This is a genomic window from Pseudomonas abietaniphila, from assembly GCF_039697315.1.
Classification (GTDB): domain Bacteria; phylum Pseudomonadota; class Gammaproteobacteria; order Pseudomonadales; family Pseudomonadaceae; genus Aquipseudomonas; species Aquipseudomonas abietaniphila_B.
In genome coordinates this window covers 3,139,579-3,157,064 of record NZ_CP155619.1, presented here as the reverse complement: position 1 = coordinate 3,157,064, position 17,486 = coordinate 3,139,579, and the positions used below count along the sequence as shown (strand labels likewise).

13 protein-coding genes are annotated in these 17,486 nt (G+C 60.2%); 7 read left to right on the top strand and 6 right to left on the bottom strand.

The window, feature by feature from the left end:
- Positions 1-65: 65 nt before the first annotated feature.
- The 5 genes from cfaB to hflK all read right to left on the bottom strand — a co-directional run bounded on the left by cfaB (position 66) and on the right by hflK (position 7,560).
- Positions 66-1,250: a C17 cyclopropane fatty acid synthase CfaB gene (gene cfaB, locus ABDX87_RS14035; RefSeq protein WP_346833364.1), complete on the bottom strand. Its 1,185-nt coding sequence runs from the start codon at positions 1,248-1,250 to the stop codon at positions 66-68.
- Between the two features lie 280 nt (positions 1,251-1,530).
- Positions 1,531-3,486, bottom strand: coding sequence for a cation-translocating P-type ATPase (locus tag ABDX87_RS14030; protein WP_346833363.1), 1,956 nt, complete (start codon positions 3,484-3,486; stop codon positions 1,531-1,533).
- Positions 3,483-4,550, bottom strand: coding sequence for an SPFH domain-containing protein (locus tag ABDX87_RS14025; protein ID WP_346833362.1), 1,068 nt, complete (start codon positions 4,548-4,550; stop codon positions 3,483-3,485). Before ABDX87_RS14025 ends, ABDX87_RS14030 begins: the two co-directional genes overlap by 4 nt.
- Positions 4,547-5,587: a protease modulator HflC gene (gene hflC, locus ABDX87_RS14020; protein WP_346833361.1), complete on the bottom strand. Its 1,041-nt coding sequence runs from the start codon at positions 5,585-5,587 to the stop codon at positions 4,547-4,549. The genes ABDX87_RS14025 and hflC overlap by 4 nt, the downstream gene beginning before the upstream one ends.
- 11 nt (positions 5,588-5,598) lie before the next feature.
- Positions 5,599-7,560, bottom strand: coding sequence for a protease modulator HflK (hflK, locus tag ABDX87_RS14015; RefSeq protein WP_346833360.1), 1,962 nt, complete (start codon positions 7,558-7,560; stop codon positions 5,599-5,601).
- 284 nt (positions 7,561-7,844) lie between these two features.
- Here hflK and ABDX87_RS14010 point away from each other — a divergent pair, with 284 nt between their 5' ends.
- Both ABDX87_RS14010 and lpdA read left to right on the top strand, forming a co-directional pair.
- Positions 7,845-8,525: a CDP-alcohol phosphatidyltransferase family protein gene (locus tag ABDX87_RS14010; protein WP_346833359.1), complete on the top strand. Its 681-nt coding sequence runs from the start codon at positions 7,845-7,847 to the stop codon at positions 8,523-8,525.
- Between the two features lie 232 nt (positions 8,526-8,757).
- A complete protein-coding gene (gene lpdA / locus ABDX87_RS14005) occupies positions 8,758-10,158 on the top strand; it encodes a dihydrolipoyl dehydrogenase (RefSeq protein WP_346833358.1) in 1,401 nt (466 codons plus the stop codon).
- A 171-nt stretch (positions 10,159-10,329) separates the two neighbouring features.
- On the opposite strand, the gene ABDX87_RS14000 is transcribed toward lpdA, so the two are convergent.
- Complete coding sequence (locus ABDX87_RS14000; RefSeq protein WP_431061256.1) at positions 10,330-10,803, bottom strand: Lrp/AsnC family transcriptional regulator; 474 nt, start codon at positions 10,801-10,803, stop codon at positions 10,330-10,332.
- Positions 10,804-10,955: 152 nt separating this feature from the next.
- On the opposite strand from ABDX87_RS14000, the gene ABDX87_RS13995 reads away from it, so the two are divergent.
- From ABDX87_RS13995 to ABDX87_RS13975, 5 genes are all read left to right on the top strand, one after another.
- Positions 10,956-11,585 carry a LysE family translocator gene (locus tag ABDX87_RS13995; RefSeq protein WP_346833356.1) on the top strand — a complete coding sequence of 210 codons (630 nt, stop codon included), beginning with the start codon at positions 10,956-10,958 and terminating at the stop codon, positions 11,583-11,585.
- 180 nt (positions 11,586-11,765) lie between these two features.
- A complete protein-coding gene (locus ABDX87_RS13990) occupies positions 11,766-13,385 on the top strand; it encodes a glucan biosynthesis protein D (RefSeq protein ID WP_346833355.1) in 1,620 nt (539 codons plus the stop codon).
- A 449-nt stretch (positions 13,386-13,834) separates the two neighbouring features.
- Positions 13,835-15,136, top strand: a complete 1,302-nt coding sequence (locus ABDX87_RS13985; protein WP_431061255.1) for a hypothetical protein — start codon at positions 13,835-13,837, stop codon at positions 15,134-15,136.
- A gap of 15 nt (positions 15,137-15,151) precedes the next feature.
- Positions 15,152-16,435: a hypothetical protein gene (locus ABDX87_RS13980; protein WP_346833353.1), complete on the top strand. Its 1,284-nt coding sequence runs from the start codon at positions 15,152-15,154 to the stop codon at positions 16,433-16,435.
- Positions 16,436-16,603: 168 nt separating this feature from the next.
- A complete protein-coding gene (locus ABDX87_RS13975; RefSeq protein ID WP_346833352.1) occupies positions 16,604-17,389 on the top strand; it encodes a substrate-binding periplasmic protein in 786 nt (261 codons plus the stop codon).
- Positions 17,390-17,486: the final 97 nt, after the last annotated feature.

Sequence of the window (17,486 nt, the reverse complement as noted above, 5' to 3'; positions counted from 1 at the left end):
TACAGCGATTGTGCCGCCCTATCGCGAATGAATTCGCTCCCACAGAGAACAGACCTCGCCCCGCTTCACGCGTAAAGATCTTCACGCGTCCACGGCAAGTCATGACTGCCATCGGCGCGCGGCTTCACAGCCAGAATCTGATGCAGGTTGATCCAGCCTTTGGAGAACGCGTAAGCGCATCCGGCCAGGTAAAGACGGAAGATTCTCAGCGCCTGCTCCGGCACCATCGCCGCCGCCACGTCCAGTTTCTCCTCCAGACGCATGCTCCAGTGATCCAGGGTCTTGGCGTAGTGAAGACGCAGGCTCTCCACGTCGACCACTTCCAGTCCGGCCTCGCTGATGAAACCGGTCATCATCGAAAGGTGCGGCAACTCGCCGTTGGGAAATACGTAGCGGTCGATGAAATCACCTGCGCCACGCCCTACCGGACGACCGTCGGTGTGCTTGGCGGTGATGCCGTGGTTCATCACCAGACCGCCCTCCTTCACCGCCCCGAAAAGGCACTTGGCGTACAGCTCGAGGTTCGCGTGACCGACATGCTCGAACATGCCGACGCTGACAATTTTGTCGAAACGGCCGTCTTGAGGCAGGTCGCGGTAGTCGAGCAGCTGAAGCTCGACACGGTCGTCCAGGCCTTCGGCTTTCACGCGCTCCTTGGCCAGCGCCAACTGCTCGCGGCTCAAGGTAATGCCAAACACCTTCACGCCGTACTCTCGTGCCGCAAAGCGTGCCAGGCCGCCCCATCCGCAGCCGACATCAAGCAAGTATTCGCCTGGTTTTAGGCGCAGCTTGCGACACAGATGATCAAACTTGTCCCGTTGCGCCTGCTCCAGCGTTTCGTTGCCGGTCTTGAAATAGGCGCAGGAATAGACCATCTCCTTGTCCAGCCACAGCTGATAAAAGGCATTGGAAAGGTCGTAGTGATAGGAGATCGACTTGGCGTCGGTTTCCTTGTCGTGTTCCGTGCGGACCGGAACGACACCGTCGTCCTCGTCCACCAGCGCGGCGGTCAACTCATCGCAAACCCGCATGACTTCGCTGATCGAGCCTTCGAGTTCAAGTCGCCCTTCAACGAACGCGCTGCCCAGCAGGTCAAGGCTGGGGTGCGAGAAATCGGAAACCAATGAGGGGTCTTTGACGACGATGGTGACACTGGGATCAGTCCCCAGATCAAACTCGTTGCCGTCCCAAAGCTTGAGTCGCAGCGGTAAATGAAGCTTCTGTAACGCCAGTGGAAGTTGCGCGAGCATTTAGAAAACCCCCTGATCCAGGAACGGAAAAGGGTAGTCCAAAACCGGTTCCACGCTAGGAACCGTCAGGCTATCGGCTTTTTTGAATGACGACGGTGAACCGGAATGCGGGTACTTCCATGCGCCCTGGGGTTCTAGCCAATTTGAAGCCTGCGATGGAGCACCCTCTTCATGACTGTAGGATAATTTGTTACAGAGTTCTTCAAAGCTCAAGCGAATTTTTATACTTAGCCAAGGCCTCTAACCCGGCGCTCTCAGAGAAAGCGCCGAATACAAAGGCTTACGCAGGATTGTGAAATTTTGCGATCGGTTCGTGGAAACGCAGCAAACGGCCAGCGTTGCCCAATACCAGCAAGGTGCTGAGGTTGTGCAAAACCGCCGCAATCATCGCCCCTGCCGCACCTAGAACGCCGAAGGCGGCCAGCGCAACGATGGCGAGCGTCCAGCCCAGACCGATGATCACATTGACCTGCAATGTGTGTCGGCACTGGCGGCTCAGACGCACGCAGGTGCCCAAGCGACGGAGGTCGCTGCCAATCAGCACGATGTCGGCGGACGCCAGCGCAATGTCGGCTCCGCCAGCGCCCATGGCGACGCCTACCACGCCTGCTTTCAAGGCCAGCGAGTCGTTGATGCCATCGCCGACCACCATCGGCCGAAAGCCGTTCTTGATCTCGCCCATCACGCGATTGAGCTTGTCCTCAGGCAGCGCCTGCGCGTGAATGTCGCTGATGCCCACTTCATGCCCCAGACTGTCGGCGACACTCTGGCGGTCACCGGTCAGCAGCAACTGACGCCCCATCCCGAGTTCACGCAGCTCGCTCAACGCTTGCCGCGCCTCAGGCTTGAGGCTGTCGGCCAGCAGCAGCCAGGCGAGGAACACACCATCGACGGCCAGTCCGGCAATCGGGCCGTCGTGGTTGGGAACCTGCGAAGTCGGGATGCCCAACTGGGCGAACAGTTCGGGACGCCCCAACGCGGCTTCGCCTCGCGCAGTCTGCGCAACGACACCCAGGCCCTGACGCTCGCGAATGTCTTCAAGCGCCAGCAAGGCCTCTTTTTCTACCAACCCGGCCAGCGCACGACTGACCGGATGACTGCTCGCCGAGCCGAGGCTTGCCGCCAGCGCGATAACGTCCTCGCTGGCGCCCTCCTCGGCCTGAATCGACTGCAGTCGAAGGCTGCCGTAGGTGAGCGTGCCGGTCTTGTCGACGACCAGCGACGTCAGGTCGGCCAACTCCTCAAGGAACGCCGAGCTGCGAATCAGAATGCCGTGACGCGCCGCCACCGCGATCCCGGCAATGGCCGTCGCGGGCGCCGACAGCACCAGCGCACAGGGGCATGCGGCGACCAGCACCGCGAGCATCGCTTGCGCGTTATTGGTGATGAACCAGGTGACTGCCGCGATCAGCAACACCAGCACCATGTAGCTGCCGGCATATCGCTCCAGCAGACGCGTGATCGGTGGCTTGGAGCGTTCGGCACTCTGCATCAGGGCGATGACCTTGCCCAGCGTCGACTCGTTACCGATGCGCGTCACTTCGATGCGCAGAAGGCCGTCGAGGTTGATCGCACCACCAAACACTTCCATGCCTGCACGCGCTTCCAGCGGCACCGACTCTCCGGTGATGGGCGCGGTGTCGAGGCTCGCCTGTCCGGACATCACCAGACCATCAGCCGGCACGCGGTCGCCCGCCCGCACCTCCACTCGATCACCCGCTACCAGCGAGCCGTTGTCGACTTCACGGATCGAGCCGTCGGCAGCGATCAGACGCGCATGGCTGCGAGTCAATCGCCCCAATGCCTGAATCGCTTCCTGAGAACCGATCACGCTGCGCTCTTCCAGCACGTGGCCGAAGATCATGATGATGGGCAGCAGGGCTGCGGTCATCAGGTCACCCGTGGCCCAGGCGCCCAGCATCGCCAACGCGATCAGTTGGTCAGTGATGCCGTGCAGGCTGGGATAGCGCAGGCTGTGCCAACCCGCGCTGACCACCGGAATCGCCACCAGCAACGAGGCGGCGCCCAGCAATAACTGACTGACGCCGACTTGCTCGGGCGCAAAAAACCGCCAGACCAAGCCCAACGCCAACAAGCCCAACGCGAGCATCGCCAGCGTCAGCTGGCGGGCGGCGCTGCGCTGTTCTTTGCTGGTCAGCATGCTGCCCGGCGCGGGCGAGTCGTTGTGGTCGTGCGCATGCTCATCAGCATGGTTGTGTAGAGCTTCGCCACTCATTTGTCGGCTCCCTGAATGATCAAGCGTGAATCGTCATGGGGATCGACCGTTGTCACGGAACCGGCCTGTTTGAGAATGCCTGGCACACGTTCGCGGTAAATACGCAGCAGCAAGCCAGGGTCGCTCTTGTTCTGGATCGACTGCGCCAGACCGGTCACGGCAGCGGTGTCGGTCTGTGCTTTGGCCAGTCGCTCGGACGCCTGTGCATGAGCGACCTGCAAGGTACGATCCGCCTGTTGGTTGGCGGTCTGATTGGCTTTTTCAGCATCGGTACGGGCGTTGGCCACCGCCTGATCGGCCTGCTGGCTGGCGGTCAAAACAGCATTGAACGCGTTTACCGCAGCGGCGGGCAGGCTGGATTGCACGTCCACTCGCACCACTTCCACACCCAGGCCGACGCCGGTTGCCGACAGCTCATCGAGCCGTTTGTTGATGCCTTGCACCAGATCGCCACGCAGGCGTTCACGGCGTTCGGCCGACTGACTGTCCGACCCGACCAGCTCAGGACGTGCCACCAGGATCGTGTCCAGATCCCGAGCGGCGGTGAGGCTGACGGCGCTGCGATTGACCAGACGGTCCAGCGCAGGCAACACATGCTCGCCCTGCAACACGAACTCACGCGGGTCGGTGACCTTGTAGTACGCCGTCACATCCAGCTGCACGACACCGGCATCGCCGGTCAGCAAATAGCCAGAGCCCGCGAGCGCGTCGCTCATGGGCGTGGCGAAACTGGTGACCTTGTCAGCCGCCAATGCGGTGGGCGAGCGCAGCAAGGTTTCCACATGCCGCTCAATCACTCGATCTGCCGAGGGCAGCAGCACGACCTGTTCGAAAGGTTGCGGCCACGCCAGTAACAGACCTGCATTCTGTACACGATCAAGCTCGCCAAAGCGGAACACTACGGCACGGTTTTGCGGGTCAATCTGACGCACGTTGGACACGGCCCAGCCGAGCGCGGCCAGCAACGTAACCACGTACAAACCTAAAAACGCCAACCGGCTGGCCTGCAACCATGGGCTATTGACCACCGGACGCTCGATCTGCATCGAGTCCTGCTCACTCATGGTTGGGTTCCAGCCTTGCTGTCCTGCTTCCCGTCCAGCTGGGGCGGACCGTCCACCAGCACACGGAACGGTGCGGCGTCGGTGCGCAATATGAGCTTGGTGGTCGGCCCCACGACGGTGCCGAGGGTGTCGAGCGAGCGCAGCAGGTTGTACAACTGCGGCGAGCTGGCGTAAGCACGGCCATAAATCAGCGCGGCTTCGACACGGGACTGGGCCTCGATGTCGGCGGCTTTCACGGTGGCATCTGCCTCCACGATCCGGGCATCACGTTCGGCAGCCGAACGAATCTGCGCGGCTTCGCGCTTGCCGATGGCCGTGCGTTCGGTGGCGATGGTTTCACGCTCGGCGCGCATGCGGTCGACCGTCGCGTTGAGGGTCACCGAAGGCAGCGTCAGACGCTCAACACCCACCTGCAGGACGCGCACGCCGTAGGTGGTCAGCAATTGCTTGTCGATCTGCTGGCGCAGCTGGTTTTCGAAATCGGCGATGCGCACCTGATTGGCGTCTGTGTTGATCAGACTCGACAGGTCGAAACTCGCGGCCGTGGTTTCCAGTGCAGACCCCACAAAGGTGCGGATCTGACGGGCGGCCTCATCAGGCTGATTCTGCACGGCGCGCATGAAGCGTTTCACGTTGTCGGGATCGCCCTGCACCTGCCAGGCAACATACGCCTGAACAATGATGCGCAAGCCGTCGCGGGTGCCGACATCCTGCAAGCCACTTGATGTAGTGCGCAGGCGAAGGTCCACCGGAATCGCGGCTTCGAACGGTGCGGGCCAGCGCCAGCTCAGGCCGGGGTCGAGCAACACGCGGGATGGATTGCCGAAGCGGGTCACCACCGTCGCCTCGCCGGAACGCACCTGCACCAGACTCGCAGCGGCCACTGCAAACGCAATCAGCACGGCCGCCAGTGAGGCCCGGCGCCAAGGAAAGCCCACAGGCCCGGACGCTTCACCGTGATGGTGATGCCCGTGATGATGGCCGCCGTGGTCATGACCTGCATGGTCGTGGTGATCGTGATTATGAAACAGACTCAAGGGAGGACTCCTTATTCAGCCGAAGGCTGTTCAGCTGACTTGGACGACGCGGGGTCGACCGGGAGGGTAAAAGAACGCAGATCGATGGTGGGTGCACTGCTGCCGCCCAGACGATGATCAAGCACCAGCAGTTTGGCGTGGGTCATGCCCAGCGTCAGTTGGCTCAGGTACTGCTCCAGCAGAAACGCCTGACCAGCCTTGGCATAACCCTGTTGCTCGGCACCGAAACGCAGGTCGGCACTTTGGGCGGTCGACATGACTTCGCGCGAATTGGCGGCCGCCTGATCGTGGGCGATGCTCGCGTGCAGTTGCGCCAGGTTCGCCTGATCTGCCGCCGCGCCGCGCTCACGGGCGATTAATGCCTGCGCGCTGATCTGCGCGGCCTGCACGGCGTGATAGGCATTGGCGGCGCCCGCGGGAGGATGAATCGACTCCACCACGGTGGCGAGAATCTCCACGCCGCTGTCGAGCTTTTTCAAGTCGCGCGCGACGGCATTGCCGATGTCGGCGGCCAGATCGGTGCGTTGCTCGCCGAGCAATTCATCGAGGGTGCGCGACGCGAAATCGTGGACCAGCACGCGGCTGGCGGTGCTGCGAATCAGGCTGGGGATGTCCGCACTGTTGTACGTCGCCGCCATGGCAGCCTGATCGTCCAGCCCGATGCGGTAGACGAAGCGCACGTCCATATTGACGATCTGGAAGCTCTGCTTGTCGCCCGAGCCGCTGGCGATCACCTGCGACTTATCGTTGATGTGCGTTGCGTCCCACAGTCGATTGGCCACGGCAGGCGGCGGACCTTCGGCGGGATCCAGGGTCTGCTCGGTACTGGCGCCTTCGGAGACGCTGGTCGCCAGCTCGTGAACCACCCCGTTCTCGACCGGCAATACCGTCCCGAATGGCCACGGAAGGCCAGCGTGCAGCCCAGGTCCCATGACCTCGACCGGTTTGCCGAAACGCTCGTAGATCCCTCGGCCCTGCATTGGAATTTCGTGGACGCCGCTGAGGGCCCAACCAAGGGCAATAATCACCGCCATCACGGGCAGAAACGCCCGACGCATGTAGGTAAACGCCCAGATCTGTCGCAAGTCGATGCCGAAGCGATTGTGCAGTTCGTTCTGCAACGCCGTCAGCGGACGCGGTGGCCAGCGCAGCAAGCCGGCAACGAAGCTGCTGGCGACCAGACGCGGCTCAAGGCGCTCGTTGCGCGGACTGAAGATCGACAGCAAGGCACGAATCAGCAGCTCGACCGCGACCAGCCCCGGCAGCAACCCGATCAGCACGGCCAGTCGGGCGGGCCAGACGCGATCTGCAGAAGAGAAGAACAGACAGAACGCGGCGATCAGCAACGTACCGATGGCCACACGGCTGATCTGCGCCAACTGCTCGGCTTCTGGCCAGCTCGCTTCGGATTCGTTGCTGAACTGACGCTCGAGCACCAGCAGACCAAAGCCGATCAGCAGCAACACTCCACCGGCCACGCTGCCCGTCAGGCCGACACTGCTGCCGACCAGGGCCATGTTCCAGATCATCGAAATACTGATCAGCGCCAGCAGCGCCCAACCCGCCAACCAGAATACCGGCGCTCCGATCTGCCCGACCATCGACGTCCCGGCACCGCCGATACGCCCAAGCAGGCGGTCATACCAACCCGGCTCCTCGATCTCGGCTTGTTCCTCGACCGAGATCACTGCTTCATCAGGTGCAATGACATGGGCGCGCCACAGCGCAACGACCTGCGCCGACTGCAGCGCCGCAGCGAGCACCAGCAGACTGGCCGCGCTGTTGGTGATCACCGCGGTCCACAGCGAATTGGGAGAAAAAAGATCGACGAACAACGACACCACAAGACCGAGCACACCCATGGCGCCCAGCACATAGGTCAGTCGCGACAGGCGTCTGGCCTGAAAACTCGCACGCTGGAACCTCGGCAGGCTTGCCGGCTCAGTCCCTACAACATCCAGATCAACCCGCATCGACACTCCAGAACCTGCTGAACGCTGTATTCATCACCCTTCCCGTGCGTTTTTCGGCCCGCTTATCAACACGCCGAAACACTGTTTTACGGGGCGTTACGATATAACAGAAGTGGTGAAATTTTCGTCCGGTAATTGCTGCTCTGCATGAGGAATTATTCACTCAGACAGCCCGCAGACAGGTTAGCCCGTCATGGGTAAAAACCCTTCCGGCTTTCAGCGCGCCGACTTTTCATCAGAGCGTCTCGAAACGTCAGCGCGTCGGGCCTGCACAACCGAAAACCTTGCACTATGCTCCCAGAAAGTTATCCACAGGGAGCTGGCCTGCGATCATGCTCACTCCACTCAGAACCGGGCTGCAGAAACTTCTGCATCCGGTGGCCAAAATCCTGTTCGATGACGGCGTACGCGCTGTGCATGTAACGTCCTGCGCGGGGCTTATTTCAGTGGCAGTCGGCGTGCTTGTCGCGGCGTTTGCCTTTCATCCCTGGATCTTTGTCCTGATCCCGATCTGGATGCTGATCCGCATGCTCTTCAATGCCGTGGAAGCGGTGTTGATCAGCGAGTTCGGACAGCATTCCCGCCTCGGAACCTGCGCCCACGAGCTCAGCCGTATCGTAGCCGAAACCGCTCTATTCCTGCCGTTTGCGGTCATTCCGAAGGTCAGCATACTGCTGGTACTGACGGTGACCTTTCTGGCTATTTTCAGTGAATTTGCGGGTCTGCTCGGTCCGCTGATCAAGGCGTCACGACGCCATGACGGCCCCCTGAAAAGTGACATGCGTCTGGTGTGCTTTGGGGTCTTTGGCGCGGGAATCGGCTCTGGCTATGTGCTCACTGCGCCGATCAATATTGCCCTCGCCGTGATGACTGTCCTGTTGTTGATTACCATCGTTGCCCGCATCCGTCGCGCCGTTGCGGAGGTGACCAAACCTGCGACGGTGAAAGTTTATGCACCGGACTGAGCGAACTGTTTCAACAGCTTTACACACAACCTGCCAACACGTTATCCACAGGCAAGCATCGCAGCAGCGCTTCGCACCTTGATTGCCCCTTGAAATGCACAGTGCTTGACCTCAAATCCAACCTGAACACATATTATGATCATAATTTAAGTGTTCCCGGTTCTTTCGGGACATTTTCGGAGAGAGGTCTACGCTTCCCTCCATTGTCGATTTTTTCTCCAGGAGTGCGCTCATGAGTCACTACGACGTCGTTATCATCGGTGGCGGTCCAGGCGGCTACAACGCTGCCATTCACGCTGGCCAGAAGGGTCTGAAAGTTGCCTGTGTCGAAGGCCGTGAGACCTTGGGCGGCACCTGTTTGAACGTCGGCTGCATCCCGTCCAAATCCTTGCTCCATGCGTCCGAGTTATATGAAGCGGCGGCGGGAGAAGAATTCAAGAAGCTGGGTATCGAGGTCACGCCCACATTGAACCTCGCGCAAATGATGGCGCAGAAAGCCGAGAGCGTGACGGGCCTGACCAAGGGCATCGAGTTCCTGTTCCGCAAGTACAAGGCCGAATGGATCAAGGGCTGGGGACGCATTGCAGGCCCCGGCAAGGTTATCGTCAAGGACGCCAGCGGTGCAGAAACCGAGCTGACAGCCAAGGACATCATCATTGCCACAGGCTCGGAGCCTACGCCGCTGCCCGGTGTGACCATCGACAACACTCGCATTCTTGATTCGACCGGCGCGCTGTCGTTGAGTGAAGTGCCCAAGCATCTGGTAGTCATTGGTGCCGGCGTGATCGGTCTGGAGCTGGGTTCGGTCTGGCGGCGTCTGGGCGCGAAAGTCACGGTCGTCGAGTTCCTAGACCACGTTGCCCACGGCACGGATCTGGAAGCCGGCAAGACATTGCACCGCTCGCTGTCGCGTCAGGGCATGAACTTCAAGCTGAGCTCAAAAGTGACCTCGGCCGTTGCGAGCGATTCAGGCGTCAGCCTGACCGTCGAGCCCGCTGCAGGCGGCGAAGCAGAGGTGATCGAAGCGGATTACGTGCTGGTTTCCATCGGCCGTCGTCCCGTGACGAAAGGTCTGGGCCTGGAAACCGTCGGCCTTGAAGTGGACAAGCGCGGCGTGCTCGCCAACAAAGGCCATCGCACGGCCGTCGACGGTATCTGGGTGATCGGCGATGTAACGTCGGGGCCAATGCTCGCGCACAAGGCCGAGGACGAAGCGGCGGTGTGCGTGGAACGTATTGTCGGCAAGAAAGGCGAGCTCAACTACAACCTGATCCCCAATGTGATCTACACATGGCCGGAACTGGCCAGTGTCGGCAAGACCGAAGAGCAGTTGAAAGAGGAAGGTCGTGCCTACAAGGTCGGCAAGTTCCCTTTCAGCGCCAACAGTCGGGCGAAGGTGAATCACGAAACCGACGGCTTTGCGAAAGTACTCGCTGATGAGAAGACTGACGAAATTCTGGGTGTGCACCTGGTCGGCCCAAGCGTGAGCGAAATGATTGCCGAGTACTGCGTGGCCATGGAGTTTGCGGCGTCAGCAGAAGATGTCGCCTTGACCTGTCACCCTCACCCGACCCGCTCCGAGGCCTTACGCCAGGCGGCGATGGGCGCCGGAGGGCACACGACGCAGGCGTAAAGCACCAATCACAGATCGTTGTAAACGCCAGCACAGAACCTGTAGGAGACGTCGGAGGTTACGACGGCAGCGAATGCGACCGGTCAGCCGATATCTATTGTGCTGATCCACCGCATTCGTCGGCATGCCGCCCAGACCAACTCGCTCCCACAGGTTTTCAGGCGGATGAATTCAAACCGGCAAATGCCCGAGCGGCAGTGGCCCTTGTGGCTTGAGCGTGCGGATCGCGAAGTTGCTGCGGATGTCCCGCACGCTCGGCATTTTCAGCAGCGTATCGGAGAGAAACCGGTCGTACGCGCGCAAGTCGGGCACGACCACCTGCAGGAGGAAATCCGCCTCGCCGGACACCAGATACGCCGAGATGACCTCAGGCCATTCAGACACCACCTGATGAAATTTCTGCGCTTCGTCCTCATGGTGACGGTCGACCTTCACCCCGATAAACACCGTCAGGCCCAAGCCGAGCGTCTCGGCGTCCAGCGCTGCCTGATAACCGCGAATGACCCCGGTGTCCTCCAGATGGCGAACTCGCCGCAAGCAAGGCGACGCAGACAATCCGATCTCATCGGCGAGCTGCACGTTGGTCAGACGACCGTGCCGTTGAAGCGCGTTGAGAATGCGCCGGTCATACGCGTCCAGCTTCACATTTAGGCGGTTTGGCATACCAGCGGCCTTTTCAGTCTGTTAATGGGCAGAAACTGCCAATACTACGCGCTAGCAGGGTCAAACACGCAACCACCTGCCCCGTCCTTCGGCCGTAGAATTTTCTTCCGTTATCGCCGCCGGAGAGCTGAAGAATGGAAAACCTCGCGCTGTTTGTACTCGCCCTGTCCATGGTCTTGCTGATGCCCGGCCCGGACATGATCCTGTTGTTGCAAACCGGGGCGCGCCAAGGTCGTGGCAAGGCATTGGCGACCGCCTTGGGCCTGGCCGTCGCCCGAGGTTGCCATGTGGCGCTGGCGGCATTGGGGTTGGCGACGTTGTTCAAAGTCTCACCGTGGACCTTTGAAATCGTGCGCATGGGCGGGGCAGCTTATCTGCTGTGGCTTGGCCTGAAGATGTTCAAGCCGGGCGTCATGAGTGGGGCAAATGCAGACACCTCCGGCGAATCGGTCATCTCCTGGCGCACGGCCATTCTGCGCGGCCTGTTGACCAATCTCCTCAATCCCAAGGCGCTGCTGTTCTGTTCGGTGCTGCTGCCGCAGTTCATCGACGCAAACGCGGGTTCGGTCGCCGGACAATTCGCCAAACTGGGTGTGATCCTGGTGCTGATCGGCCTATCGTTCGACAGCGTCTACGCCATGGCGGGTGGTTGGGTCGGCAAATGGCTGGCCCGCAATGCAACGGCGCAACGGATACAGCAATGGCTGTTCGGCAGTCTGCTGATCGGCTTCGCCGTGCGCCTGGCGTTCATCCAGGAGGCCTGAGGACACAATCGGAAACACGCTGAAGACAGGAAAGTAGCGCTCTGAAACGTTTTTTTATGTTTTTTGCGAACAAGATGCCGAGATTGTTATCTGTTTGTTGGTAATTTGCGTTCGGCAAGGATTGGGAAAGCGCACTTTTTTGTGCAGGAAGGCACAGCATTTCTTCAGAGGCTTCACCTTATGAATCGCAGGAATCTCCTGAAAGCGTCCATGGCGTTGGCAGCCTATAGCGCGCTGCCCGCGTCGGGCCTTTACGCTGCACGTGCATTGGCCGCAGCGGCCGATGGCGAAATCGAGCATTTCGACTTCAAGACCTTGCAAGACCTCGCCAAGCAGATGGCCGGCAAAGCCTATGTCAGCACCAAGCAGAACCTGCCGCCCACTCTGGCGAACATGACGCCTCAGCAGTTCAATGCGATCAAATACGACGCCGGTCATTCCCTTTGGAACGACGTCAAAGGCCAGCTCGATGTGCATTTCTTCCACGTCGGCGCGGGCTTCAAGACCCCGGTGCGCATGTACAGCGTCGACCCCGCGACCCAAGAAGCGCGTGAAGTGCATTTCCGTCCCGAGCTGTTCAATTACGAAGCCAGCCGCATTGACCAGAGTCAGCTCAAGGGCGATCTGGGCTTTGCCGGTTTCAAGCTGTTCAAGGCGCCGGAGATTGCGATCAACGACATTCTCTCGTTCCTCGGCGCCAGCTACTTCCGCGCGATCGACAGCAACAAGCAGTACGGCCTGTCGGCGCGGGGTCTGGCCATCGACACCTACGCCCACAAGCCTGAAGAATTTCCTGACTTCACCAAATTCTGGTTCGAGAAACCGACAAAGGACGCCACTCGCTTCGTGGTCTACGCGCTGTTGGACTCGCCAAGCGCAACTGGCGCGTATCGCTTCGACATCGACTGTCAGGCCGATCGCGTGGTCATGGACATCGACGCCCACATCAACGCCCGCGCCGACATTGAGCAGTTGGGTATTGCGACCATGACCAGCATGTTCAGCTGCGGCACCCATGAGCGCCGTATGTGCGACACCCTTCACCCGGAGATCCATGATTCGGATCGCCTGGCGATGTGGCGCGGCAATGGCGAGTGGATTTGCCGCCCGCTGAACAACCCGGCGAAATTGCAGTTCAACGCGTTCGCCGACAAAGACCCGAAAGGCTTTGGCCTCGTGCAGACCGACCACGATTTCAAAACCTATCAAGACACCGTCGACTGGTATCACCGCCGACCGAGCCTGTGGTGCGAACCGACCACGGCGTGGGGCGAAGGGTCGATTGATCTGATGGAGCTGCCAACGACCGGAGAGACGCTGGATAACATCGTTGCGTTCTGGAACCCGAAAGTGCCGATCAAGGCCGGCATGTCGATGAACTACGGCTACAAGCTGTATTGGAGCCCGCTGCCACCAGTGAGCACGCCTTTGGCTCAGGTTCATGCCACCCGTTCGGGCATGGGCGGCTTCATCGAAGGCTGGGCGCCCGGCGAGCACTACCCGGAGGTCTGGGCCCGCCGTTTTGCCGTCGATTTCAACGGCGGCGGGATCGACCGCTTGCCAGAAGGTTCGGGCATCGAGCCGGTAGTCACGGTGTCGAACGGCAAGGTTCAGGACTTCAACGTCCTGGTGCTCCCTGACATCAAGGGCTTCCGCGTGACTTTCGACTGGTACCCCACCAGCGATTCCGTTGACCCGGTGGAGATGCGCATGTTCATCAAGACCGGCGATCGCACACTGAGCGAAACGTGGCTGTATCAGTACTTCCCGCCCGCGCCCGATAAGCGCAAGTACACCTGATGCCTGACCGCTCCCACGGGGTCGCAGCAGTTTGAAGCAAAGGCAGGTCTTCACCTGATCTGTAACGAAAATGAGTCATAGGCAACGCTGCTTATGGCTCGTTTCCCCTCCTGTTTTATAGCGTCAAATTTTTATCTATCAATCAATTCAACAAGTTACAGACTGTGATTTTCGGGCTCCACGAGATCTGTCCGAAAATTTGACTAATTGATTGACAGTCCCCGCTTCTGAGGCTGATATATCCCCTGTCACGCCGCGTGAGAGGGACCCTGAACGGCCGTCACCTCCCCGATATGGCCTGCGACCTTGACCTTCTCTTCAGCTCAATCGACGGCCACTGCCGACTTCGATGAGCGGTAGCTTTGCCTTGCAGGCGACGTCCTCGCCTTTCGCCTCCACGCCCGATGATCTCTTCCCTATTTCTGCGCTCCCGAGGGGCTGTACCCATGATGTCGACCTCCCCTGCTTACACTGAAAAGCCGTCGATGCTGTCGTTCGACAAGTCCACCGCCATCGTGCTGGTCGCGATCAGTCTGATTCTGGTCGAAACCTTTTCCGGCGCCCTGCGTTTCTATCTGGACAAGGCCGGGATTTCGGTACTGCTGTACGCACCGAAAGTCGCCTGTCTCTTGTTTTTCGCCCTCGAACTGCGCAGCTTCAAAGCCGGGCCAGGCGTGTGGTTGAGCTTTCTGGTGCTGCTCTTGTCTGCGGCCTGGGCTGCGTTGAACGGCGCGAGTGCGGGCAATTTTGCATTCGCGCTGTATGGCATCAGCCCACTGCTGTTCGGCATGGCGTGCGGCGAACAGATCACCCGGCATAAACGCCTGTTCATGTGGGCCATCGCTTTCGCGCTGCTGGCATCACTCGCCGGTATTGCGCTGGACAAGTACACAGAATTGCCATGGAAGGGTTACAGCTACAGCATCGGCGGCACCGAACTCAGCGCGAACACCACGTGGGCGACGGAAGAAGCCGACCGCCCGGCCGGATTTGCCCGGATTTCCAGTGCGCTGGCGATCATCATCTCCATCTTCAGCCTGTACCTGATGGCCACCCTGCGCTCAAAAACACTGGTGCTGGGCATTTGCGCCATCGGTTTTGCCGGCGTTGTGCTGACCACCAGTAAGGCGCCGGCGCTGGCGTTTATCGGCGGCGTTGGCCTGTTGATGATCACGCGGTTTCGCTGGACCACTCGCGGCGTCATCATCGCGGCGGTATTGCTCGGTATGTCACTGCCATTCATTGCAATGGCGTTCGACTTCGATCCCAACAAAGTCTCGACGGGCGATTCGCTGTCATCGATCTACGACCGACTCGTCAACACCTGGCCCAACGTGATCAGAGTACTGCTGAACGAAGACCGTGAGTACACGGGAGCAGGCTTCGGCCTGGTCGGCAGTGCCGTGGCGGCGTTCCCGGTGGTCGGTGCGGACATTTTCATGGTGTCCGACAGCACGGTGGTTTACCTCTGGGCGACCTTTGGCCTGGCAGGGTTGTTCCTGTATGCCATGCATATCCCGCTGTTTTTCATCCTTGCCGACAGCGTCACTCGTTATGGCCGCGCCATGCTGGCGACCGGTTTCTGCATCTGCATCGTCAGCTGGACCACCGATACACTGGAAGTGACCCTGGCCAACCTGTTTCTCGGTATGGCCATCGGGCATGCGCTCGCAGCGAGGTCGCACGCGAAGGCCTCCGCCCCAAAGCCGATTGAACATGCGCAATGGACCGGCCTGCCCGGATTGAGCTGACACGGAAGTTTCCCAATGAATGCACTGAGTATTGGCCGTAAAGGCCTGCTGTTACTGTCCAGCCTGTTCATGGTTAACGTTGCCGTAGCGGAGCCCTTCATTGTCGGGGTGGCTACGCACTCGATGAACAACCTGGCCCAGCCGTTGCGCAGCCTTGAGCTGGCGACGGCCGCAGGCGTCACTTCGGTACGTGACGACGCCTTCTGGTCCACGGCCGAGCCGACACCCAAACAACTGCGCGTCATCCCGCAATGGCGCGCGTGGCTGAACGCCGCCAACGCACTGGACCTGAGCCCCATGGTCATTCTGGGCTACGGCACCTCGTTCAACGGTAACGCGAAGCCGCGCAAGCCTGAAATCAAAATCCCGTACCTGAACTACGTCGACTACACCACCCGGCAGCTTGGCAACCCGGTGAAGTATTACGAAGTCTGGAACGAGTGGGACATCGAAGGCCCGAGCGATGCGCGCCTGAGCAGCGATTACGTGGCCTTGGTAAAGGACGCTACGCCGATCATTCGCAAGAACAATCCACAGGCAAAAGTACTGGCGGGCGCCGTTACGTCGGCGGGCATCAAAGGGGGCTTCGTTGACCGCATGCTGGCCGCTGGCGTTCTCAAGTACGCGGACGGCCTCTCCTTGCACCCCTATGTGCATTGCGAAGGCCGCGATCACAACACCCCGGAAAGCTGGATCAACTGGCTGCGCGATCTGGACCGTCGCTTCTCCGGCAAAGCCGGCAAGCCTGTGCCGCTGTACCTGACCGAAATGGCGTGGCCCAGCCACGAGGGCAACTGCGGCATCAGCGCGGTGCGTCAGTCGGCGTATCTCGCCCGCGCCTATTTCCTGGCCCGCACCGTGCCCAACATCAAGGGTATGTGGTGGTACGACCTGATCAATGACGGCACGGCGCGCGACGATCAGGAGCATAACTTCGGACTGCTCAATATCGACCTGAGCCCCAAGCCCGCCTACTCGACGCTCAAGGCAATCAGTCCGTATCTGCGCGACTTCAACTACGACGCCAGCAACAGCCTGCAAGCCGATAACGTCTACAAGCTGGCCTTCAGCGATGGCCGCGAACGCATCATGGTGGTCTGGGCGACCGGGAGGCCGCGTGAGGATCAGGTCACTGCCACGGCGATGAAGAACGGTCCCGTCCGCGTGCTGGACACACAGTCCCCGAACAAAGGAATGACCGACAGCGAACAGCGCTGGCGATGCACAGGCGACCGGTGCTCGGCGCCTGTGACGCTGTCCGAATTTCCCAAGATCATCCGCTTAAGTCCCGGCGCTTGAGCCTTCGCCGCTACGCTCCCAATACCCGAAGCCCGCCTGATCCCGTCAGCGCGGGCTTTTTTTGCGGATTTTTCGTGAAGCCGCCTGCAAATAGTGGCATTACGACACATCACCGACATTTTCCACTGTTAGGCTTAGGATCCATTTGGGCCTGGGCTGACGGATCGCATGGGATTTCGACGCAGACTGTTGGGCGGTTGTTTGCTTTGCGTGCTCGCGCTGCCTGTACTGGCAGGCCCTTACGTGGCGGGCGGCGCGCAATGGAAGCCTTACGCCTACGAAGACGAGAACGGTCACTTGCTCGGCGTGTCAGTCGACATCGCGCGGCGGGTGATGCAGCTTGCGAATGTCGACGTGACCTTCGTCACCTACCCGGTCAACCGCCTTCAATCCATGCTGCAGAAAGGCGAAATCGACATTAATTACGCCGATGCGCTGATCTGGAACAGCCCGGAAGAACAAAGCCATTATGTCTTTTCCAAGCCCTACTCCGAGGTCAACGAGCACCTCTACTTCCTCGCCGATCACCCTGCACGCAAGCAGTCCATCGAGCAGCTGAATCAGCTTACGATCGGCATGGTACGCGGCTATACCTACTGGGCACTGGATCCGGCCATAGCGGCACACAGGCTCGATCGGCTTGAGACGTCTCAAGAGGACGCGTTGATCAAATTGCTCGGAAACGGACGTGTCGACGCCATCGCGATGGTCGACGATATCTTCGACGCGTTAGTGACCAGCAACCACCTGGACCCCCATCTGTTCAGCCAGGGGGCGAAACTCAGCGAAGCGCCACTGGTGTTCAAGCTTCAGCCCCAGCACGCGCAATGGCTGCCGCCCATCAATCACGCGATCGACACCTTGCGCGCCAGCGGGGAGCTGGAGCGCATCCGCCGCCAGTATTTGCCGGTGAAAGCCGGGTTGAGTTGCGCGGCTTCGGGGACGATGTGTTGAGCATAGGGTTCATGACGATTCCGGATCTGAAACATGCCTCTGTGGGAGTCCAGCTTGCTGACGAATGCGCCGTGTCATTCACCTTTGATATTGCAGA